This is a genomic window from Pseudomonas sp. GW821-FHT03E01 (genome assembly GCF_059420765.1).
The window spans coordinates 495,855-518,808 of the sequence record NZ_JBWKUI010000001.1; the positions used below are offsets into that span (position 1 = coordinate 495,855).

The 22,954-nt window shown below is 56.4% G+C and carries 20 protein-coding genes and 1 pseudogene; 19 read left to right on the plus strand and 2 right to left on the minus strand.

Annotated elements, in window-relative coordinates; genetic code table 11:
• Positions 1-61: 61 nt before the first annotated feature.
• From AC07VO_RS02230 to AC07VO_RS02300, 15 genes are all read left to right on the plus strand, one after another.
• A complete protein-coding gene (locus tag AC07VO_RS02230; RefSeq protein WP_018926033.1) occupies positions 62-1,357 on the plus strand; it encodes a glycosyltransferase in 1,296 nt (431 codons plus the stop codon).
• 149 nt (positions 1,358-1,506) lie between these two features.
• The gene (locus tag AC07VO_RS02235; protein ID WP_192350589.1) at positions 1,507-2,373 is read left to right on the plus strand and encodes a phosphatidylinositol-specific phospholipase C domain-containing protein; all 867 of its coding nucleotides are present in this window, start codon (positions 1,507-1,509) and stop codon (positions 2,371-2,373) included.
• A gap of 189 nt (positions 2,374-2,562) precedes the next feature.
• Positions 2,563-3,444, plus strand: a complete 882-nt coding sequence (locus AC07VO_RS02240; protein WP_018926035.1) for a phosphatidylinositol-specific phospholipase C domain-containing protein — start codon at positions 2,563-2,565, stop codon at positions 3,442-3,444.
• 80 nt (positions 3,445-3,524) lie between these two features.
• Positions 3,525-4,430, plus strand: coding sequence for an AraC family transcriptional regulator (locus AC07VO_RS02245; protein ID WP_018926036.1), 906 nt, complete (start codon positions 3,525-3,527; stop codon positions 4,428-4,430).
• 341 nt (positions 4,431-4,771) lie between these two features.
• Complete coding sequence (locus AC07VO_RS02250; RefSeq protein WP_111453622.1) at positions 4,772-6,082, plus strand: ABC transporter substrate-binding protein; 1,311 nt, start codon at positions 4,772-4,774, stop codon at positions 6,080-6,082.
• Between the two features lie 182 nt (positions 6,083-6,264).
• Positions 6,265-7,194 carry a carbohydrate ABC transporter permease gene (locus AC07VO_RS02255; protein WP_192350591.1) on the plus strand — a complete coding sequence of 310 codons (930 nt, stop codon included), beginning with the start codon at positions 6,265-6,267 and terminating at the stop codon, positions 7,192-7,194.
• 10 nt (positions 7,195-7,204) lie between these two features.
• A complete protein-coding gene (locus AC07VO_RS02260) occupies positions 7,205-8,035 on the plus strand; it encodes a carbohydrate ABC transporter permease (protein ID WP_018926039.1) in 831 nt (276 codons plus the stop codon).
• Between the two features lie 32 nt (positions 8,036-8,067).
• Complete coding sequence (locus AC07VO_RS02265; protein ID WP_192350593.1) at positions 8,068-9,171, plus strand: ABC transporter ATP-binding protein; 1,104 nt, start codon at positions 8,068-8,070, stop codon at positions 9,169-9,171.
• 16 nt (positions 9,172-9,187) lie between these two features.
• The gene (locus tag AC07VO_RS02270; protein ID WP_192350595.1) at positions 9,188-10,663 is read left to right on the plus strand and encodes a mannitol dehydrogenase family protein; all 1,476 of its coding nucleotides are present in this window, start codon (positions 9,188-9,190) and stop codon (positions 10,661-10,663) included.
• A gap of 126 nt (positions 10,664-10,789) precedes the next feature.
• A complete protein-coding gene (gene xylB / locus AC07VO_RS02275) occupies positions 10,790-12,286 on the plus strand; it encodes a xylulokinase (RefSeq protein WP_064618060.1) in 1,497 nt (498 codons plus the stop codon).
• 13 nt (positions 12,287-12,299) lie between these two features.
• Complete coding sequence (locus AC07VO_RS02280) at positions 12,300-13,238, plus strand: carbohydrate kinase family protein (protein WP_111453617.1); 939 nt, start codon at positions 12,300-12,302, stop codon at positions 13,236-13,238.
• A gap of 396 nt (positions 13,239-13,634) precedes the next feature.
• Positions 13,635-14,366, plus strand: a complete 732-nt coding sequence (locus AC07VO_RS02285) for a hypothetical protein (RefSeq protein ID WP_018926045.1) — start codon at positions 13,635-13,637, stop codon at positions 14,364-14,366.
• Between the two features lie 229 nt (positions 14,367-14,595).
• Complete coding sequence (locus AC07VO_RS02290) at positions 14,596-16,887, plus strand: type VI secretion system Vgr family protein (protein WP_495007469.1); 2,292 nt, start codon at positions 14,596-14,598, stop codon at positions 16,885-16,887.
• Positions 16,884-18,617 carry a hypothetical protein gene (locus AC07VO_RS02295; RefSeq protein ID WP_064618067.1) on the plus strand — a complete coding sequence of 578 codons (1,734 nt, stop codon included), beginning with the start codon at positions 16,884-16,886 and terminating at the stop codon, positions 18,615-18,617. The genes AC07VO_RS02290 and AC07VO_RS02295 overlap by 4 nt, the downstream gene beginning before the upstream one ends.
• Positions 18,614-19,561 carry a PoNe immunity protein domain-containing protein gene (locus AC07VO_RS02300; protein WP_064618069.1) on the plus strand — a complete coding sequence of 316 codons (948 nt, stop codon included), beginning with the start codon at positions 18,614-18,616 and terminating at the stop codon, positions 19,559-19,561. The genes AC07VO_RS02295 and AC07VO_RS02300 overlap by 4 nt, the downstream gene beginning before the upstream one ends.
• 99 nt (positions 19,562-19,660) lie before the next feature.
• Here the strand turns inward: AC07VO_RS02300 and AC07VO_RS02305 are convergent.
• Positions 19,661-19,974, minus strand: a pseudogene (locus tag AC07VO_RS02305) (hypothetical protein).
• A gap of 372 nt (positions 19,975-20,346) precedes the next feature.
• Here AC07VO_RS02305 and AC07VO_RS02310 point away from each other — a divergent pair.
• From AC07VO_RS02310 to AC07VO_RS02320, 3 genes are all read left to right on the plus strand, one after another.
• Positions 20,347-20,880 carry a hypothetical protein gene (locus AC07VO_RS02310; protein WP_018926050.1) on the plus strand — a complete coding sequence of 178 codons (534 nt, stop codon included), beginning with the start codon at positions 20,347-20,349 and terminating at the stop codon, positions 20,878-20,880.
• Between the two features lie 171 nt (positions 20,881-21,051).
• On the plus strand, positions 21,052-21,321 hold the full coding sequence (locus AC07VO_RS02315; protein ID WP_192350599.1) for a DUF2790 domain-containing protein: 270 nt from the start codon (positions 21,052-21,054) through the stop codon (positions 21,319-21,321).
• Between the two features lie 90 nt (positions 21,322-21,411).
• On the plus strand, positions 21,412-21,810 hold the full coding sequence (locus AC07VO_RS02320; protein ID WP_192350601.1) for a hypothetical protein: 399 nt from the start codon (positions 21,412-21,414) through the stop codon (positions 21,808-21,810).
• Here AC07VO_RS02320 and AC07VO_RS02325 read toward each other — a convergent pair.
• A complete protein-coding gene (locus tag AC07VO_RS02325; protein ID WP_192350737.1) occupies positions 21,807-22,076 on the minus strand; it encodes a DUF1652 domain-containing protein in 270 nt (89 codons plus the stop codon). The genes AC07VO_RS02320 and AC07VO_RS02325 overlap by 4 nt on opposite strands.
• Before the next feature lie 390 nt (positions 22,077-22,466).
• Between AC07VO_RS02325 and eco the strand changes: the two genes are divergently transcribed.
• Positions 22,467-22,949, plus strand: coding sequence for a serine protease inhibitor ecotin (gene eco / locus AC07VO_RS02330; RefSeq protein ID WP_086944229.1), 483 nt, complete (start codon positions 22,467-22,469; stop codon positions 22,947-22,949).
• The last annotated feature ends 5 nt before the right edge of the window (positions 22,950-22,954 follow it).

Sequence of the window (22,954 nt, forward strand, 5' to 3'; positions counted from 1 at the left end):
TCCTGTGGTTTAATTGCGGCCTTTTCTTCGTCCCTCCTCGCCTACACCAAGGAACACTGTCATGAGTCAGCTCAACGCAACCAAAGTCCTGGTCATTGGTTACGTCTGGCCCGAGCCCCGTTCTTCAGCGGCCGGTGGGCACGTCATGCAAATCCTTGAAACATTCTTGCAGCAAGGCTGGGACGTCACCTTCAGTAGCCCGGCCGGCACCGGCGAACATCGGGCTGATCTGACGGCGTTGGGCATTCGTGAAATTCCGATTGAATTGAACAACAGCAGTTTCGACGACTTCGTCAGTGAACTTGCTCCGGACATAGTGCTGTTCGATCAGTTCATGATGGAGGAGCAGTTTGGCTGGCGGGTCGAAAAATACTGTCCCGATGCCCTGCGTGTCCTCGAGACATCGGATCTGCAAAGCTTGCGGCACGCCCGGCATCAGCGCCTCAAGGATCGCTTGAAGGTCAGTGACGACAATAATGATTTCAGCGACTTGTTCGCGCCGGCGTTGCGCGAAGAGTTCGAACTGATGGCTGATACCGATCTCGCCAAACGGGAGATTGCTGCGCTGTACCGTTGCGACTTGAACCTGATGATCTCTGAAGTGGAGATCGAATTGCTGGTCGAGCAATTCAAGCTGCCGCGCAACTTGTTGCACTGGTGTCCGCTGATGGTCGAACCTGAGCTCGTGCCGCCGACAGCCTTTGAAGATCGGGCGCACTTTCTCAGCATCGGCAATTTTCGACATGCGCCGAACTGGGATGCGGTGCTCTGGATGAAAACAGCCATCTGGCCGTTGATCCGCGAGCAACTGCCCACGGCTCAGTTGCATATCTACGGTGCTTACACCCCCCCCAAAGCTACCGCGTTGCACAACCCGGCCCAGGGTTTTCATGTCATGAACTGGGCAGAAGATGCTTTGCAAGTGATGTCGGCGGCACGCATTTGTCTGGCGCCTCTACGCTTCGGTGCCGGTATCAAAGGCAAGATCGTCGACGCCATGTTATGTGGCACCCCCACGGTGACGACGCCCATCGGCGCCGAAGCCATGCATGGCAATCATCCCTGGCCTGGGACCGTGGCCCGCACGGCACGGGAACTGGCTGACTGTGCGGTGCGCCTGTATAAGGATGAAGCGCTTTGGGCGCAGGCCCAATCCCACGGACAGAGGTTACTGGCCGATCGATATAAAATGTCGGAACATGGCCCGGCATTGATCAAGAAGTTGTTGCACTGCCAACAGCACTTGACTCAACTTAGACGCGATAATTTTACCGGTAGTATGTTGCGTCATCACCACCATAAAAGTACGCAATACATGGCGCAATGGATTGAGGCGAAAAACCGAAACCCTGCTTAAGTTACGCACAACCAAATACACATATCTTGCATTATCACAACGATTGATCGCCCCGCTCTTTCCCTTTATAAATTATTGACCGAAGTGAGTAACAGCCACTCACTTCGGCCAACCGATAACACCTATCAAACTATGCAAGGAAGCATTAAATGGACAATACTGTTCAGAACAACTACGTACTTAGAAACTGGATGGCCAGCACGCCGGCAATCGATACACTGTCGCTCAATGAGTTGACACTGCCAGGCGCCCATAACGCCGGAAGCGACTGGAAAGCCACTTGGCTGCAAGGCCCGGGAGCCCATTGGCTGGCCTGTCAGCATAAATCGTTTTATTCCCAGCTACACAACGGTTCCCGCGCGCTGGATATTCGCCTGACTTACGACGCCCGCGCGCCGGGACTTGGAAAATTTCGCTGTCATCATAACAATTATCGCAATGACCGAACCCTGGGCCAACTTGTAACCGATGTAGAAAAATTCCTTCAGGAAAACCCCAATGAATTCATCATCCTGGACTTTCACGATCTGAGCGGAAGCACGTTTGACTTCGCTTATTTTAATGACATGATGATCCACTTTCTCGGTCATCGGATCATTCCCAGCAAAAACCGGTCGCTGAGTCTGCGTCAACTCAAACAAATCAGTTCTTTGCAAAGAATACTGGTCGCAGCCCCCAGGAACAGAGCCCTTGATCAAAACCTATTCATTGAACAGATCGAGCACAAATGGTCTGGCAACGGCCTCACCAGTGCCTCCGAGTTGGAACAGCACATTACAAAAGTGCTGAAGTTTCCGCCAGGCACATGGGCACCATGGTCCCTGTCCGCGACCAGTTATAGCGCTCTCGGTGGTCCGGTAGATATTCACGATGAGCTTAATTCGTGGTTTGACCCGAATAAAAGCGACTGGGCAACACGGTGCAACATTATCAATGTCGACTTCATTGAAGAAAGCAACATCGTTTCGTATTGCCTGACCGCAAACCTGAGTAAAGCGGCCAAGCGCGCCAACTAGCGCAGAGCCATTAAAGGATTAATTCTTATGCAAGTATTTCCGTGACTGGCGATGCAGTCGCGCGCTTCTATGCTGGGTCATGAAAGCCTTTCTACGCAGGCGAGCAATAGAGGTATGGCACGCAGCCACACCCTAAACATGGACCTCGTCCCCTCCATGGAAGGGACGAGTCTACGACAAGGAACTGTCATGACCCATAACGCAGTAATCACGCTGGATAAACAAAAATGGATGAGTAATGCCCTCGACATCGATCGTATAAAACTGACTGATGTTATCTGGCCCGGCGCCCATAACGCCGGCATGGATAAACAGGCGCCTAATTATGAGGTGGTCGTCGGCAACTGGACGACATGTCAAAACGGTTCATTTGCATGGCAATTGTCCAATGGCGCACGGGCATTCGATATCCGCCTGGGCTACACCGAGGGGGCTGAGCAGTCGATTTTCTATTTCCATCACCATGGATATCAATCACATCGGGTTCTCGATGAACTCATCAGCGCAGTTTCATCTTTCCTGGACCGAAACCCGGATGAATTCGTGGTTTTGGACTTTCATCAGCTAGGGGACGGTAACAATCGCTTTGACTATCAGAAACTCAATGAGCTTCTGGTCAGCCAACTCGGACAGCGAGTGATACCGCCCGACAACGCCACAAAAACGATCGGCGAGCTCAAGCGGATCAGTGCTCGCCGCCGGGTGATATTAGCGGCGCCCGTACGGCGGGAACTGGATGAGAATTATTTCTGGCCGCGTATTACACACAAGTGGATCAACAAGCGGTTTACCGACACCGAGGATTTGAAAACCCATATTTCCAACACACTCAAAGACGCGCCATACGAAACATTTCTATGGTCGTTATCGGCCACCAGCTACGCGTTTCTGGGAGGGCCTCAAGACATCAAAAACCACATCAATGACTGGTTCAATCCCACCCGGGACTGGGTGACGCGCTGCAGCATCATTAATACCGACTTTTTCGATGAATCCGAAATCGTTCGTTACTGCTGGAGTGCCACCAGCATGAAAGCGGTATACGGTGATGCCTTGCATGCCCCCGCCTGAGCACAGTCGCGTTGCAAGCTGGCCTTAGGCATCCCGAAAGAGGCATGATCAAGGGGCGATAACAATCAAAGCGCCCTGACATGACCCGAACAGCCAGAGTCACCGATCCTTCCTACGAATTGATGGACGACCACAACGGGTTGTCCATCATCTATCGCCAACACGGATTCCCCTGCCCCCTGGTGCGCTGGCATTTCCACAAGGAATACGAACTGCACCTGATCATCGCCAGCTCCGGCAAGGTGTTCATCGGTGACTACATCGGTAACTTCTACCCGGAAACACTGTTCCTGACCGGCCCCAACCTGCCCCACAACTGGATCAGCCAGGTGGCCGAAGACGAAGTGGTGCCCGAGCGCGACATGCTGGTCAATTTCACTGACGAGCTGTTCGAAAGTGGCCATCAGGTATTCGCTGAACTCAAGACAATTGCGCCCTTGCTGGAGCGCGCGCAGTACGGCATCGAGTTTCGCTGCAAGCGCACCATACGCCAGGCCATGACCTTGATGCAGCGCATCGCCGACACCCAAGGCATGACCCGGCTTGGGCATTTTTTCATTCTGCTGGAGTTGCTGGCGGCGTCCGATGACTACCAGTTGCTGTCCGGTGCCACAACGCCGCAATTGGCCGATGAACACAATATCGACCGTACCAACCGGGCGGTGGATTACATCTTTGCCCATTACGCCAGGGATTTAACGCTGGAAGAGGTGGCCGAGCATCTGGGTCTGAAGCCGACCTACTTCAGCCGAGTGTTCAAACAGGCCACCGGACGCTGCTTCATCGAGTTCGTCAATCGCCTGCGCATCAGCAAATCCTGCGAGCTGCTGGCCGATGGCGACAAAACGGTGACCGATGTGTGTTTCGAGTCGGGCTTCAACAACATTTCCAACTTCAACCGGCGTTTTCAGCAACTCAAGGGCATGACGCCGTCGCACTATCGGCGGCTGGCGGTGCAACGGTTGACTGAGCAGAATCAGCACTGACTTATCCTGTACCACGGATCCCTGTAGCAGCTGCCGAAGGCTGCGTTCGGCCGCGCAGCAGTCGCAAACCCGGCCACTCCACCTCTTCTGTATCGCCGCAGCTTCGGACCCGGCGAGGGCTTCGCCCTCGAACGCAGCCTGACGGCAGCTGCTACAGCGCGGCATGCAGCGACACCAGCCCCTGACTTCCCAGTGCAAAAAAGTATCGATCACAGTGCGATGGATGATTTGTCAGCCTGTCAATTGAAGGCTGTAATCGCTGCACATTCTTCCCTCCGCAGGAAGACACAAAAACAATAACTGTCCTTCTGTAACCCCCGGGTGCAGAAAAGGAGTGCACGATGCAACCTTCGGTAAAAGCTCTGCTTGCCCTCACCTGCATGACCCTCAGCAGCGTCAGCCTCGGCGCTCAGACCCTGACCATCGCCACCGTCAACAACAGCGACATGATCCGCATGCAAAAGCTCTCGAAAACCTTCGAAGCCGAGCATCCGGACATCAAACTCAATTGGGTGGTGCTTGAAGAAAACGTCCTGCGCCAACGCCTGACCACCGACATCGCCACCCAGGGCGGGCAGTTTGATGTGTTGACCATCGGCATGTACGAAGCCGCACTCTGGGGTGCCAAGGGTTGGCTGGAACCGATGAAGGACTTGCCGGCCAACTACGCCCTCGACGACGTTTTCCCTTCGGTGCGTGAAGGTCTTTCGGTCAAGGGCTCGCTCTATGCCCTGCCGTTCTACGCTGAAAGCTCCATCACCTATTACCGCACCGACCTGTTCAAGGACGCCGGGCTGACCATGCCGGAACGCCCGACCTGGGAACAGATCGGCGAATTCGCCAGCAAACTCACCCATAAAGATAAAGAACAGTACGGCATCTGCCTGCGCGGCAAGGCTGGCTGGGGCGAAAACATGGCGCTGATCACCACTGTCGCCAACGCCTATGGCGCGCGCTGGTTCGATGAGAAATGGCAGCCGGAATTCACCGGTGCTGAGTGGAAAAATGCGCTGAATTTCTACGTCGACACCATGAAAAAGTCCGGCCCGCCCGGCGCATCGAGTAACGGTTTCAATGAGAACCTGGCGCTGTTCAACAGCGGCAAGTGCGCGATCTGGGTCGATGCCAGTGTGGCCGGCTCGTTCGTGACCGACAAAACCCAGAGCAAAGTCAGCGACCACGTCGGCTTTACTTACGCACCGCATCAGGTCACCGACAAAGGTTCGGCCTGGCTGTATTCGTGGGCACTGGCCATCCCCACCAGTTCCAAGGCCAAGGAAGCGGCGAAAACCTTCAGCGCCTGGGCCACGTCCAAGGAGTACGGAGCCCTGGTCGCGGAAAAAGACGGCATCGCCAACGTGCCACCAGGCACTCGCGCCTCGACCTACACCGAGGCATACATGAATGCCGCGCCGTTCGCCAAGGTGACGCTGGAATCGCTGAAAGCCGCGGACCCGAGCCAACCGTCGCAAAAGCCCGTGCCCTACATCGGCATCCAACTGGTAACCATTCCTGAATTCCAGGCCGTGGGCACCCAGGTTGGCAAGCTGTTCTCGGCGGCGCTGATCGGCCAGACCACGGTCGACCAGGCCCTGACCGCCGCCCAGTCAACCACCGAACGTGAAATGAAGCGCGCCGGTTATCCCAAATAACCAGCGCCCCATGTGGGAACAGGTTTGTGTGGCGAGGGGGCTTGCCCCCGTTCGGCTGCGAAGCAGTCGCAAAGTGTTTTTGGGGCCGCTTCGCGACCCAACGGGGGCAAGCCCCCTCACCACACAAGCCTCGCCCCTACAGTTGATCTTCATTTGTCTGTTCCCAATCGGTTCTGATCGCCATGAATACTTCAACCACTGTCAAAGCTCACATGGACATCCCGCAACCGCTGCGTAAAAGCCGGTTGACCAACCCCGGCTGGTTTCTGGTCAGCCCCTCGGTGGCGTTGCTACTGCTGTGGATGATCGTGCCGTTGGGCATGACCATTTACTTTTCGATGATCCGCTACAACCTGCTCTACCCTGGCGAAAACGAATTCGTGGGGCTGGAGAACTTCAGCTACTTCCTGAGCGATTCGGGTTTCCTGCCCGGCGCCACCAATACCCTGTTGCTGGTGGGCAGTGTGTTGCTGATCAGCGTGGTGTTCGGCGTGTTGATCAGCGCGTTGCTGGAGGCCAGTGAGTTTCTCGGTCGCGGCATCGTGCGGGTGATGTTGATCTCGCCGTTCTTCATCATGCCCACCGTCGGTGCGCTGATCTGGAAGAACCTGATCTTTCACCCGGTCTCGGGGATTCTCGCCTACATCTGGAAGCTGTTCGGCGCGCAGCCGGTGGACTGGCTGGCGCACTACCCGCTGCTGTCGATCATCATCATTGTGTCCTGGCAATGGCTGCCCTTCGCGATCCTGATCCTGATGACCGCCATGCAGTCCCTCGACCAGGAACAGAAAGAAGCCGCACGCCTGGACGGTGCCGGCCCGATCGCGATTTTCTGGCACCTGACCTTGCCACACCTGGCCCGGCCGATTGCGGTGGTGGTGATGATCGAAACCATCTTCCTGCTGTCGGTGTTCGCCGAAATCTTCACCACCACCAACGGTGGCCCCGGTTACGCCTCGACCAACCTCGCCTACCTGATCTACAACCAGGCGCTGGTGCAGTTCGACGTCGGCATGGCCTCCGCCGGTGGCTTGATCGCGGTGGTGATTGCCAACATCGCGGCCATTGTGCTGGTGCGCATGATCGGCAAAAACCTGACAGACAAAGCCTGAGGCCCGCGCCATGACTCTTCAACAATCCCGTCGTCTGCAAAGCCTGCTGCTCGGCACCCTGGCCTGGGCCATCGCGATCCTGATTTTCTTCCCGATCTTCTGGATGGTGCTGACCAGTTTCAAGACCGAAATCGACGCCTTCGCCACGCCACCGCAATTCATCTTCACGCCGACGCTTTCGAACTACCTGCACATCAACGAGCGTAGCGATTACTTCAGCTTCGCCTGGAACTCGGTGGTGATTTCCTTCAGCGCCACCGCTTTGTGCCTGCTGATCGCGGTGCCGGCCGCCTACTCCATGGCGTTCTACGAAACCCAGCGCACCAAAGGCACGCTGCTGTGGATGCTCTCCACCAAGATGCTGCCGCCAGTGGGCGTGCTGATGCCGATCTACCTGTTGGCCAAGAGCTTTGGCCTGCTGGATACGCGAATCGCGCTGATCGTGATCTACACGCTGATCAACCTGCCGATCGTGGTCTGGATGGTTTACACCTACTTCAAAGACATCCCCAAGGACATCCTCGAAGCCGCACGCCTGGACGGCGCCACCCTGTGGCAGGAAATGGTCCGGGTGCTGCTGCCGATCGCCAAGGGCGGCCTGGCCTCCACAGTGTTGCTGTCGTTGATCCTGTGCTGGAACGAGGCGTTCTGGTCGCTGAACCTGACCTCGTCCAAAGCCGCGCCACTGACCGCACTGATCGCCTCTTACTCAAGCCCCGAAGGTTTGTTCTGGGCCAAGTTGTCGGCGGTGTCGACCCTGGCTTGCGCGCCGATCCTGATCTTCGGCTGGATCAGCCAGAAACAGCTGGTCCGCGGCCTGTCGTTTGGCGCCGTGAAATAGCCCTCAAAGAATAAACATAAAGGAGCGCCATCATGGCCAACCTGAAAATCAAAAATCTGCAAAAAGGCTTCGAAGGTTTTTCCATCATCAAAGGCATCGACCTGGAAGTGAACGACAAGGAATTCGTGGTGTTCGTCGGCCCGTCGGGTTGCGGCAAGTCGACCCTGCTGCGGCTGATCGCCGGCCTTGAAGAAGTCAGCGGCGGCACCATCGAGCTCGATGGCCGCGACATCACCGAAGTCAGCCCGGCCAAGCGCGACCTGGCGATGGTGTTCCAGACCTACGCCCTGTACCCGCACATGAGCGTGGGTAAAAACATGTCGTTCGCCCTCGACCTGGCCGGTGTAGCGAAAGCCGAAGTCGAGAAGAAGGTCGGCGAAGCAGCGCGCATTCTGGAGCTCGGGCCGATGCTCGAACGTAAACCGAAACAGCTGTCCGGCGGTCAGCGTCAGCGCGTAGCGATCGGCCGGGCCATCGTGCGTAACCCGAAAATTTTCCTGTTCGACGAACCGCTGTCCAACCTCGACGCCGCCCTGCGGGTGCAAATGCGCCTGGAACTGTTGCGCCTGCACAAAGAACTGCAAGCCACCATGATCTACGTGACCCACGATCAGGTCGAAGCCATGACCATGGCCGACAAAGTCGTCGTGCTCAATGGCGGTAAGATCGAGCAAGTCGGTTCGCCACTGGACCTGTATCACCAGCCGGCCAACCTGTTTGTCGCAGGTTTTCTCGGCACACCGAAAATGGGCTTCCTCAAAGGCAAAGTCACCCGTATTGAAAGCCGGGGCTGCGAAGTGCTGCTGGACGCCGGCACCCGCATCACTCTGCCGCTGAGCGCGGCCAACCTGAGCGTCGGCGGCGCGGTGACCCTGGGCATTCGCCCGGAACACCTGGAATTGGCGCAACCTGGCGACTGCACGTTGCAAGTCACCGCCGATGTCAGCGAACGTTTGGGCAGCGACACCTTCTGCCATGTGCTGACGTCGTCCGGCGAAGCGTTGACCATGCGCGTTCGCGGCGATCTGGCCAGCCGTTATGGCGAAACCCTGAGCCTGCACCTGGACGCCGAACACTGCCATTTATTCGATGCCAACGGCGTGGCGCTGACTCGTCCACTGCGCGCCGCAGCCTGATATCAGAGAACATGCGATGAAACTGAACAAGTCCAACCTCAACCGCCTCGCCCCCGAGGTGGCCCTGCCCACCTACACCCTGAGCGACACCCGCCAGGGCATCGCGCACATTGGCGTCGGCGGTTTCCACCGCGCACATCAGGCGTACTACACCGACGCCTTGATGAACACCGGCGAAGCACTGGACTGGGCCATCTGCGGGGTTGGCCTGCGCGCCGAAGACCGTCGTGCCCGGGACGATCTCAAAGAACAGGATTACCTGTTCACCTTGTTTGAACTCGGCGATACCGACGACACCGAAGTGCGAGTCATCGGCGCGATCCGCGACATGCTGCTGGCCGAAGACGGCGCCGAGGCGCTGATCGATAAACTGGCCAGCCCCGAGATCCGCATCGTCTCGCTGACCATCACCGAGGGCGGCTACTGCATCGACGACAGCAATGGCGAGTTCATGGCGCATCTGCCACAGATCCAGCACGACCTGAGCAATCCGAACACGCCGAAAACCGTGTTCGGCTTCCTCTGCGCCGCGCTGGCCAAACGGCGTGCCGCCGGCACGCCCGCGTTCACGCTGATGTCCTGCGATAACCTGCCGCACAACGGCGCGGTGACCCGCAAAGCCTTGCTCGCATTCGCCGCCCTGCGCGATGCCGACCTGCGCGACTGGATCGAGCGCAACGTCAGCTTCCCCAACGCCATGGTCGACCGCATCACGCCGATGACCAGCATCCAGCATCGCCTGCAATTGCACGACAAACACAGCATTGACGACGCCTGGCCAGTGGTCTGCGAACCGTTTGTGCAGTGGGTGCTGGAAGATAAATTCGTCAACGGTCGCCCGGCCTGGGAAAAAGTCGGCGTGCAGTTCACCGACGACGTCACGCCTTACGAAGAGATGAAGATCAAACTGCTCAACGGTAGTCACCTGGCCCTGACTTATCTGGGTTTTTTGAAGGGTTACCGCTTCGTTCACGAAACCATGAACGACCCGCTGTTCGTGCGCTACATGCGCGCCTACATGGACCTGGACGTGACGCCGCAACTGGCGCCGGTGCCGGGCATCGATTTGACCGAGTACAAAAACACCCTGGTGGCGCGCTTCTCCAATCAGGCGATTGCCGATCAACTGGAGCGGGTGTGTTCGGACGGCTCATCGAAGTTTCCGAAATTCACCGTGCCGACCCTCAACCGCTTGATCGCCGACGGCCGCGAGACCAAACGTGCGGCGCTGGTGGTGGCGGCCTGGGCGCTGTACCTCAAAGGCGTGGATGAGAACGGTCAGACCTATGCAATTCCGGATCCGCGGGCGGCGTTCTGTCAGGCGCTGGTGGCCGATGATGCATTGATCACCCAGCGGCTGCTGGAGGTTGAGGAGATTTTCGGCACGGCGATTCCGCGTTCGCCAGAGTTCGTCGCGGCGTTCGAGTGGTGCTGTAACAGCTTGCGGGAAGTTGGCGTGACGCAGACGCTCGAACGAGTGCTGGCCGTCTGATTATTCCCACGCTCTGCGTGGGAATGCAGCCCGGGACGCTCCGCGTCCCATCCAGAAGCGGACGCAGAGCGTCCATTGATGCATTCCCACGCAGAACGTGGGAACAATCTTCGGTAGGGTGTTTCCATGGCAAACCAACAACTATTCCTGGGCATCGACTGCGGCACCCAAGGCACCAAAGCCGTGATCCTCGACGCACACAGCGGTCAGGTCCTCGGTCAGGGCGCTGCTGTCCACAGCCTCATCAGCGGCCCCAATGGCCGTCGCGAGCAAGACACTGCCCAGTGGCTGGAAGCCTTTACCCAGGCCACCCGTCGCGCGTTGCTCGCCGCGGATGTCGATGGTCAGGCCATCCTCGGCATCGGCGTTTCCGGCCAGCAGCATGGTCTGGTGCTGCTCGACGATCACGGCCAGGTACTGCGCCCGGCCAAGCTCTGGTGCGATACCGAATCCACCCCGGAGAATGATCGTCTACTGGCTCATCTGGGCGGTGAAAAAGGCTCCCTGGAGCGCCTCGGCATCGTTATCGCGCCGGGCTACACCGTGTCCAAGCTGCTCTGGACCAAAGAACAACACCCGGAAATTTTCGCCCGCATCGCCCGTATCCTGCTGCCCCATGACTACCTCAACTATTGGCTTACCGGCCGCAGTTGCAGCGAGTACGGCGATGCGTCGGGCACCGGCTATTTCAACGTACGTACGCGCCAGTGGGACTTGCAACTGCTGCGCGACATCGACCCCAGCGGGCGCCTGCAAGCCGCGCTCCCGGAGCTGATCGATGCCCACCAGCCGGTCGGTACGATCCTGCCGGGCATCGCCGAGCATCTGGGCATCAACCCCAAGGCCCTGGTCTCCAGCGGCGGTGGCGACAACATGATGGGCGCGATCGGCACCGGCAACATCAAGCCCGGCGCGATCACCATGAGCCTCGGCTCTTCGGGGACGGTCTACGCCTATGCCGAGCAAGCGCACGTCAGTCCGGACGCCTCGGTGGCGACGTTCTGTTCCTCCAGCGGCGGCTGGCTGCCGCTGATTTGCACCATGAACCTGACCAATGCCACCGGCGCGATTCGCGAGTTGTTCGAACTGGATATCGAGCAGTTCAACGCCTTGGTCGAACACGCGCCGATTGGTGCTGAAGGCGTGTGCATGCTGCCGTTCCTCAATGGCGAACGCGTTCCCGCCCTGCCCCATGCCAGCGGCAGCCTGCTGGGGTTGACCATGACCAACCTGACCCGGGCCAATCTGTGCCGCGCCGTGGTGGAAGGCACCACCTTCGGTTTGCGTTACGGGCTGGACCTGCTGCGCCACAATGGCTTACAAAGCCGCAGCATCTGCCTGACCGGCGGCGGCTCGAAGAGCCCGGTGTGGCGGCAAATCGTCGCCGACATCATGAATACGCCAGTGATTTGTACCGAACAGAGCGAGGCCGCGGCGCTTGGCGCAGCGATTCAGGCGGCGTGGTGCAAGTCTTGGGCAAACGGCCACGAAGACAGCCTGGCGGACTTGTGCGAGCGCTGCGTGAAGCTCGACCTGGCCAGTGAAACCCTGCCGATTGCAGAAAATGTACAGGCCTGTCAGCAGGCCTACGAACGCTATCAACAGCATGTCGCAACCCTTTAAAGAGCGAGCAACTATGTATCTGGTGTGTGGTGAAGCGCTATTCGATTTCTTCAGCGAAGACGATGCCAGCGGCCTGGCATCCAAAGTGAATTTCAAGGCAATTGCCGGCGGCTCGCCGTTCAACGTTGCAGTGGGGTTGCGCCGCTTGGGCGTGGATGCCGCGCTGTTTGCCGGACTGTCGACCGACTACCTCGGCCGCCGCTTGCAGCAAGTGCTGCAGGATGAAGGCGTGCGCCCGGATTACCTCGTGGACTTCGCCGCGCCGACCACGCTGGCGATGGTCGCGGTCGGTGCCAACGGCTCGCCTCACTACAGCTTTCGCGGCGAAGGCTGCGCGGATCGGCAGTTGAGCCTTGCTCATCTGCCGCAACTGGGGCCTGAAGTGCGCGGCTTGCACATCGGCTCGTTCTCGCTGGTGGTGCAACCGGTTGCCGATACCTTGCTGGCGCTGGTGCAGCGCGAAAGTGGCAAACGCCTGATCAGCCTCGACCCGAACGTGCGCCTGAATCCCGAGCCGAACATCGAGTTGTGGCGTTCACGGATCGCCACCCTGGTGGAGCTTGCCGACCTGATCAAGGTCAGCGACGAAGATTTGAGCCTGTTGTATCCCGAGCAGGATCCGCAGCGCGTGATCGAAGGCTGGCTGGACCATCGTTGTCAGTTGGTGTTCCTGACCCGTGGCGGTCAGGGGGCGACAGTGTTCAGCCGGGCTCATGGCACATGGTCGGTGCCGGCCTGTTCGGTGAAGATTGCCGACACCGTTGGGGCTGGCGATACCTTCCAGGCGGCGCTGATTACCTGGCTGACCGAGCAGCAGCTGGATTCGGTTGCGGGTGTGCAGCGGCTGAGCCGTGAGCAGATTGACGGGATGCTCAGGTTTGCGGTGAGTGCCGCCGCGTTGACCTGCAGCAAGACCGGGCCGGATTTGCCGTATCGGCGGCAGTTGAGCTGAAATACACCCCCCATACCTCCTCTACTATGGCGGGTCCTGATTTCAGGGCCTGCCGCAGGACTTGAATAAAAGACAGCTTGCATATCTTGCTTCATTGGGCGCTACATCTTTTCTCCCATTATATTTTTTAGATATAGTCTTATTGCAATTTAAAAAATAAAACCCGTACAAAAGATAAGCGGCCATTGACAGCTTTATATTTTTTATACCTGAGAAAATTTATAGCGATTTATACTTGCAACTATTCCAAAAAAATAATCACATGCAGCCAACTACAACCAGTTAGTTACTTGACCGCTACATACCTTCAACTAGTATCTTTTCCACGCACGGCGCAGGTAAGGACAATTGCTGTGCGAATCCTTATACCACCACAACAGGAAAAGGAACTCCAACATGGAAAGTGTCGCTATCTCAGCTGCCCAAATTAACTGGAACGGCGGACAACGCATTACGCTCACCGCAGGTGATACAGCCACCTGTACCGCGCTTAGCCCAGGCCAGCTGTATGGGATCTTTATCTACAACTCCGCGCAAAATGACAACAACTCGACTGTCTCCGTGAACTGGAGCAACAGCCAACCGCCCGTACCGATCACGGTACCTGGCACCACGGCCAATGCAGGCCTGGCATCGTTGGGTTTTGTCTCGGGCACCGATACTCAAACCGTTTCGGTCTCACTGTCCAGCAACGCCGGTAAATCACAGGTCGAAATCTGGCTGGGAAGTGTCAGCATGCCGACCAACACATCGGGGCTCAGCAACTATCCGCTGCCGGCCGATGGTGAGCAGCATCCGTTCAACAAGTACACCCGCTACTATGCGGTCCCTCCATCGAAATGGATGAACCTGACGATCACCAGCACCATTACACAGTTTCTCTCATGCCAGTTCCGTGAGGCGCAAGCGACCGTGTTCGTCGTCAACGAGACGTCGAACGGCCTGCTCTCCGGCCAGGTCACCACGATCGGGCCTACTGCAAGTGAAGTTGGGGCCGTCAAGATCAGTTACTCGCAGATTCAGAGTATTTCCAATAATCTGCAAGGCGACGGTACGCAGTGGGTCTGGATGGATGCTGACAGCCAGCAAAACTCTCAGAGCGCGACCATTTCCCTGCAATCGCTTTGAATTTATTGGCTGAGTCATAAACGAAGGCCCCATCTGTGGGGCCTTCTTTTTTATATGGCGTAGCGGTCAATTGCCTCGAAAAGTGCCTGTATTCATCGTGCAAAACCTCAGCTATAGGGGAAAGCCCTACAAGCGTCAGGCCCCTGACCTAGGGCATTTTCGCCTTGAACATGGCCATTTAATACTGCACCATCCGCCCCCTGCTTTTTCAAAGGACGGAATTCAAGGCATGCTGGACGCAAACGCAATCCATATCTCCCTCACCCTCGAAGGCGTTTCCGTCGACCTTCAGGTGCTCAGCTTCATCGGCCGCGAGGCCCTCAACCAGCCGTTCTGTTTCGACATCGAACTGGTCAGCACCCGCCCCGACCTGAAACTCGAAGAGCTGCTGCACAAGCCCGGTTGTCTGACCTTCGGCGCCACCGGCCAGGGCAAAATCCATGGTCTGGTGTACCGCATCGAGCAAGGCGATTCCGGCAAGAGCCTGACCCGCTACAGCATCAGCCTGGTGCCGCAACTGGCTTACCTGCGCCACAACCACGACCAACAGATTTTCCAGCAACTCAGCGTACCGAAGATCATCGCCCAGGTCCTCGAAGCCCGCGGCATTCTGGCCGACGCCTACAGCTTCCAGCTCGGCGCGATCTACCCGGAGCGCGTGTACTGCGTGCAGTACGACGAATCCGACCTGCATTTCATCCAGCGCCTGTGCGAAGAGGAAGGCATCCATTTCCACTTCCAGCACTCGGCCAGCGGCCACAAACTGGTGTTCGGCGATGACCAGACGGTGTTCCGCAAACTGGCGCCGGTGAGCTACCAGCAGGACTCCGGCATGGCCGCCGAAAAACCGGTGATCAAGCGCTTCAACCTGCGCCTGGAAACCCGCACTACCCGCGTCAGCCGCCGCGACTACGACTTCGAAAAACCCCGGCTGCTGCCGGAAAGCGCGGCCAAAAGCGCGTTCGCCCCGGACCTCGAAGACTACGACTACCCCGGCCGTTTCACCGACCGCGCGCGCGGCAAGCAACTGGCAACCCGTGCCCTCGAGCGCCATCGCAGCGACTACCAACTGGCCGAAGGCAAAGGCGACGAGCCGACCCTGGTCAGCGGCCACTTCCTGGTTCTCAGCGAACACCCGCGCGCCGAATGGAACGACCTGTGGCTGCTGCTGGAAATCGTCCACGAGGGCAAACAGCCGCAAGTGCTCGGCGAGAACACCACCAGCGACGTCACCGACAACAAGGACGACTTCCACCAGGGCTACCGCAACCGCTTCCTCGCCACCCCGTGGGACGCGCACTTCCGCCCGGCCCTGGAACACCCGAAACCGCAAGTGCTGGGCAGCCAGACCGCCATCGTCACCGGCCCGCCGGGGGAAGAAATCCACTGCGATGAATACGGCAGGGTCAAGGTGCAATTCCACTGGGACCGCGACGGCCAGGCCGACGACAAGACCAGCTGCTGGCTACGCGTCGCCAGCGGCTGGGCCGGCAACGCCTACGGCGGCATCGCCATCCCGCGGGTCGGCATGGAAGTGCTCGTCACCTTCCTCGAAGGCGACCCCGACCAGCCGCTGATCACCGGCTGCCTGTACCACAAGGAAAACGTCGTCCCCTACGACCTGCCGGCGAACAAGACCCGCAGCACCATCAAAACCCTCAGCTCGCCGGGCGGCAAGGGCTACAACGAGTTTCGCATCGAAGACAAAAAAGGCGCGGAACAGATCTACCTGCACGCCCAGCGCGACTGGGATGAAAACATCGAACACGACCAGAAAATCCGCGTCGGCAATGAACGGCATGACACGGTCGAAGCCAACGTGTTCAGCGAGTTCAAGGTGGAAGAGCACCGGATTACCCATCTGGACCGCAAGACTGAAGCGCGGGCGGATGATCACCTGACCGTGGGCGTGACCCAGCATGTGAAGGTGGGCACCGCGCAGTTTGTCGAGGCCGGTCAGGAGATTCATTACAACGCTGGCGAGAAGGTAGTGGTTGAGGGTGGCATGGAGCTCACGGCCAAGGCTGGCGGGAGTTTTGTGAAGATTGATGCGGGGGGTGTGACGATCAGTGGGGCTGAGGTGAAGGTCAACTCGGGTGGTGGGCCAGGTTCCGGCACCGGAATCGCCATCCTTGCCCCGCTTATTCCAGGACTTGCTGCTGCCGACATCGCCGGTCGCCTGATGAAAGAAGCCAAGACCGATCCGACCTGGCTGGAATTGAACCTGCATTACGACAACCTTGAGCCTGTGCAGGGCGCGTCGTATCGAGTTGATTTTGCCGACGGGTCGACCCGTGAAGGCGTGCTGGACGACGACGGCTTTGCTCGTTTGGAGGATGTCCCGAAAGGACCGGCCAAGGTGTATTACGGCGAGGATCCAAGGCCGTACAACCGTGAATCAATCAAGGTTGTCGAAAGCTCCGACGATAAGATCAACGAAGACTTGCTCAAATTAGGATATGACCCGAACGAGGTCGATTTACAGGCTTTGGTTGAACAAGCTGCAGGGAGGCTGGCATGAGTGAAGTAGCACAAAATACCGAGGTCACAGACGACACAGACCGTAAGGCCGCTTATAAGGAAGCAGCTGTCGAGTTGGCCAAAGGTATCGCCATGGGCGCCGTGCCTTTCCTCGGCCAGGCCATCGACGCCTATGACACTATCGAATCGTCCATTACTTTGTATAACGCAGAAAGCGCAGACGGAAAGGAAGACGCCAAATTTGACCTTTTAATGGCAGTGATAGGCTGGATACCAGGCCCAGGCGATGGGTTGAAGAAAAGCATGCGCATCGTTAACCGCGACCCACAGCGATTTGCACCGGTTTTGTTCGATCTGTTGCGCTTCGTTCTTCAGGAGTGTGGGATCAAAACCAGTCCCGAGGAGCTGCTCAAGCAGGTTTTCGATGCGTCAAAATTGAGTGCTGAGCTAGACGCTATCATTAGCGCGGTCAAAGGCTCGTCGACATTTCAGAGTTTGCCTAATTGGGCAAAATCCGCGGTCGTTACCGTCTTGGCGACGTCTCGCGACAACATGCCGGAAATGCTCGCTATTGTCGAAAGACGCTTGCTCAAGTGGAAAGGCATGCAACGCAACAGCTCTGCGATGGCGGCGTCAAGCAAGCCGGCAACAACAAAGAAACCCGCGGGCAAAGATGCTTCAGTGGCGAGTCAAGGTGCGGACGGCGCGAGCGGCACACATTCCAACAAGATTGACCAGCAGAACGCAGCCACCAAGGTCTACCATATTGCCAATGATGCACTTGGCGTCAGTGGAGAGCATATCGCCGACTATTACTGCGCGGAAACTCTAGGCTGGGGTAAACATTGGGATGGCCATGATAAAGGCGCAGAGGGACGTTGGCTTAGTGGCAATCCTGACGAAAATACGTTAGGCAAACTTTCAATGGGTGGCAACCCAAAAGAATGGCACGCCCTGTATAAATTATCTGATGGGGCGAACGGTACTGGTATCGACGCAGTATGGCGCGCCGATCCTGCAACGAATGATTCAAAAAAGTTTGCGATTGTCGAAGCTAAAGCAAGCAGAGACGAAGACACTCCAAAATTTATAAAAGATCAATACAGAAAAAAAGAAGAAGAGGATAAGGCAGCTAAGCACTCAAAAAAACCGGCGGCTTCAGGCCCACAACCAGAACCTCGTAAACCCAGCATTGTTTCCAAACTGGGTGTTTCGGGTGATATTGCAGTTGAAGAGTTACTCGAACCTGTTGATCAATCAGACACGACTGCAGAAACAACCGCGCCGAAAAAATCCCGACCGGGAAAAAAACACAATAGTACGACTACTAAAAATGCATCGACGAGCAGTAACAGAAAAAAAGCCACCAATGATAACGCACCAAAAGAAAAAGCTAAAACAATAGAAAAAACAGAGCAAAAAAAAGAAATTGACTCTGCTCAACCTACCGAAAAATCGGGCAAGGTTGTATTGGTACAAATGAGTATCGAATGGATTCACCAGAACATAGACAAAGCTCTACGTGAGAAAATTTCAAAGAACGTTCTTAGTTCATTCAGTCGGCATTTATTTTTCACACCTCTTTACAGCGTTCTCAATGGTCCTCGCGAACACGCAAAAGCTCGAAAAAATATGACGGGGCCGGAGACTCATACTGCGCACGAGGCTATTCACTACAAAGAAAACAAAGTTAAAGAAGCCGTCAATAAAAAGAAGGCGTCACTCACCAAAAAATACGGCAAATTGAGCTCCCTGAAGGAGGAGGAATGATCATGAGCAGAAGACAACAATTCTTAAGCGAAGCTCGCTTCGATAATTTTTTTATCAACTACAAAGATTCGATTGAATTCTTCAAAGAAAATACGTTTCAGGCGGACTCTGACGAGCAAGAAAAATCGCTCAGAGCCAGATACTTTCAGAAGCTGATACTCAAGGAAATACTGATACGCTACACCGCTGGCAATGAGATCGTAGTCCTGATCCCATTATTGGAAAAGCTTGTAAAAAGTTACGAGCTTCTTCAGGAGAAGCTGGCGAATTACGAAAAAATCCCGAACATTACACCATTAACGATTGATGACTGGCCTGATCAGTACGAAGAATGCGTTCAAGTGTTCAGTCTGTGTATTCTTCTACATCGCACCGACCTGCTAAAACGATTCGTTGCCTTAATAGATCCAGCAGGTTACGCAGGCGATGACACCCTCTATGAGGATTTGCTTTGCAAACTGCTGCCTGACCGATACGACGTCGATCGCTGGTATCACGATGTTTACTCGCCTCTGGTATACGCCACCTATGAGGAGGACAAGGAAGAAGCTTCCAAACTATTGCAAAAATATTGCAATGATTGGTATCCCGCGTTTGAGCAGGCCTCATGGCACGACTCTCACAAACAAGGGGATGAAGGAGGCTACTTTGGATATTGGGCGCTGGAGGCTGGTGCTATTGCTTTTCTGTACGGTATCGACGACAGCAAAATTAATCATATGGTTTATCCAAAAGACTTGGTCGAATACGCGAGAAATTACCAACCGACCGACACTGCCCAGATTGCTCGTATAAATGCAGGGCAACCTTGCAGTAAAGCAGGCTATTGGTTTACACCTGCACAAGCAGAATCTCGTCGCTATTTCGAACAGGGCGAAATCATGCCGAGCTTCAGCGACTCGAGATGGGGCGATACTATTTGGTATTGGTCAGGTGAAGAATAATAGCGGCGGCAGATTGACTTGACTTCAGCCAATCATTGTTCGGATGGGCGAACAAGCCAGCGTCCGCAAGAGGCTGGCTTGTGTGTAATACCGTATCCGTCAGACCGGCGCTTTCCAGCCCATCATCCGCTGCTGCGCAACTTGCAGCAGGTCGCAACCATCCTGGGTCAACAAATAAATCGCATGGGTAATGTGCGGAATGTCCTGAACATCACCGTGCTTGAAGCATAGGCAGTGAAGTGTTTCAAGTAACTGGCTGGAGGCCCGGATGCGCTGGAGGCCCGGATGCGCTGGAGGGCGGATTCGAGGATGTCCTGGGGATTGGCTTCTGTGTCGATTACCAAGGGATTTGAGTTGGTGACGCTGCTTTTGATTGAACGATAACGATCTGGAAACGGGTTAAAAGTTTGCATATGGATTACTCGATTGTTTGTAAGTAACCACCAGCACCGTGACCAAACGATGGAGGCGGACTGTGTACAGGCTTGGTCAACCGATAACAACCAACCGGCTCGCCCGAAGGCGTCCCGCACACAGCCGCCATAGCAACGCACTGTGAGGACATAGATGTCCGCAGCGCGAATGATGGCACATATGTGCGTTGTTATCAGGTGACCAAACCTGTTCGCTGATTTTGCAGCGACGCCAAACAGTAACCGCTGGAAACCAGCCGGCGAAAGACAACAACACGCCCGAGCCTGTAGGAACGGGACGAAGCTTTCTTAGGATTTATCACGACTCACGGGCAGTAACGTAGGACCCGACAACCGAAGGGATTTCCCCGAATGCAAACACCATGGAAGTACATCATCGCGGCACTGCTAGCCGCCCCGGCCTACGCGCAACCACTCCAGACAATCCTCACCTGCCCTTTGGCCGATAGAACTCAGGTGTCCTTGCTGGCGGAAACGAATGCGCAAGGCCAGCGCCTGTTTGTGAAACTCGACAGCAAAATCCAACCGGCCTTTACCGACATCCCGGATTTCGACTTTTTCGGCGAAGTCTTCCTGGCAAAGTGTGTTTCTTCCAGCCTGATATTCGCCTTCGCATACGGCTCGCCGTATTTAAAAGGCGTCGTTTTACGCAAGAACCCTGTCACTCACACCGTCGAGCGAATCGATTTTGCCGAGAAGGCGTTACCACGTTGGCTGTACCTCGGACGAGAGCAGATCCGGCTGGTCATTCCTAATATTGGGTATGAAGTGTCGGCGAAGTTTTTGGTCTATGACTATGTTGCTGGAAGGGGGCAGTTGGAAGGACCCGCTGGTATAGAGACGCCTCCAGATCGACGTGGGTTCAAGGTTGTGCACCTCGAATAGATAACCGCACAACCGGCTCGCAACAACCATTAGCCCGCTACTTAACCTTCGATTAATCCTGCGGTCCAAAACTTTACTGGACCGCACTCCCTCAGCACCCTCTGACGCCCAGTGCGGCAGGTTCGACGCTCTTGCATCGAACTGGCTTCCCCTCTGCACTGGAGACCCATCATGAACATGCGAACACTGCTGATGACCACCGCCCTCGCCTGCACCGCACTCGCCGGTTTTGCTCAGGCCAACGATACGTCGTCCTCCCAGGCCGTGCCTTATCACTACGGTATGCCTATGAATGTGGGCAAGGTCATTTCCATGACCGAACCGTCGACGCTGGACTGCGAAGTAGTCACGGCGGACATGAAGTACATCGATAGCACCTCGGGCAAGCCTGTGGAAATTACCTATCGAAAACTTTCTGACGCGTGCAGTTATCAGAGCTGACAGACGATTCTGATTCGGCACTTGGCGGTAGGCCTGCGGGGATTCTGACGCTATGCTTTGGCGTCCCCTCTACCGCCGAAAGGATTCGCCATGCCGTTCTCGTTTCGCACGCTTTCAACGTTCACCGCCGCGCTTTGCTTTCTGCTGGCGCTGGTGTGGGGTTTGATGCCGCAATGGTTGCTGGCGATCTGGAGTATCGAGTATTCGCCCGCAGCGGGGTTTGTGGCCAGGCGCAGTGCGGTGCTGTTCGGTGCGCTTGGGGTGATGTTTTATCTCGTGCGGCAGGCACCGCCCTCGGCGGCGAGAAGTGCGATATGCAGCGGCTTTATGGTTGGCTGTTTCGGCTTGGCAGCGCTGGGCTTCGGCGAATGGCTCAATGGTCATGCCGGGCCGGGTATCTTACTGGCGATCCTGGTGGAGTTGGCGCTGGGTCTGGGGTTTATCCAGACCCGGCGCGTGTCGCTTGAACTGGGTGAAACGGCCGGTTAATGGGCTTTTGACTTTGGGCTGAACATTTGGCTATGGGTTTTTTGCTCAAGGTCGGTGCGTAACCCGGCGATCAGATTATTGATCTCCCGACAACCGTTGAGGTGATGGGCGTCTATGCCAGTGACGCACAGGTCGAGATGGTCAGTCTCGTTGTCCGAATACACCTTGACGGTCATCGACAGATCCGGAGATAGCGTGCATTGGCAGCGTTTCGGAAGAAAACTGCTTTCAACGATATTGCGTAGTTCCAAGGCAGAAAGAAACATGGCCACCCTCTCGGTATTGTGAGATTGCCAATCGAAAATCAATTGTCGGTCGGAGCTCAGATCACCCGTTCTTTTCTTCCTTGCGGGCTTCATCGTTCCAACGTCCGACCGTTTTTTTGTTTCAGCGCTGACTCAACGGGACCGTGGTCAGCTCAAGACAGCTTCAGCATAAAACATGCCCGGAATTTCGCCCTGCGGCTCGTCGGCAAATCAAGGTTTTAGAGAAGATGGCAACACATTGCGTCATGCAAAATGCAAGAAAGGTCAGTTTTCAATACCTGCATTTTGCAACCCATCTCTGATGGCGGGTTTGCATTGACCGAGGACGGCAGTGAGAATGCGGCCATCTGTTCAGTATCCGCTGACCCCACGCGCACGCAAGGAGGCATTATGGGTGCTTTGCCCTTTAATACGACCGTCGGGCTGATAGTTACCGTTCTGTCGTCCGTTGCCCAGGCCGCGACACTCGAAGACGTCGCGCCGTATCCCAAACCAGAGAGCGGCTTTACCCGCCAGGTCATTCATCTCGCCCCGCAAAAACAGGAAGACGCCTACCAGGTCGAAATTCTGGCCGGCAAGACCCTGACCGTCGACTGCAACCGTCAGCGTCTAGGCGGCATGCTTGAGGAAAAGAACCTCGAAGGCTGGGGCTACCCGTTTTACCGGCTGGAAAAAGTCACCGGCCCGATGAGCACCCTGATGGCCTGTCCTGACGGCAAGCACAAACAGGACTTCGTGCCGGTGGTCGGTGACGGTTTCAAGCTGCGCTACAACAGCAAACTGCCGATCGTGCTCTACGTGCCCAGTGATGTCGAAGTGCGCTACCGGATCTGGTCGGCGTCGAGCCGCGTCGAGAACGCCGTTCAGGAATAACTGGT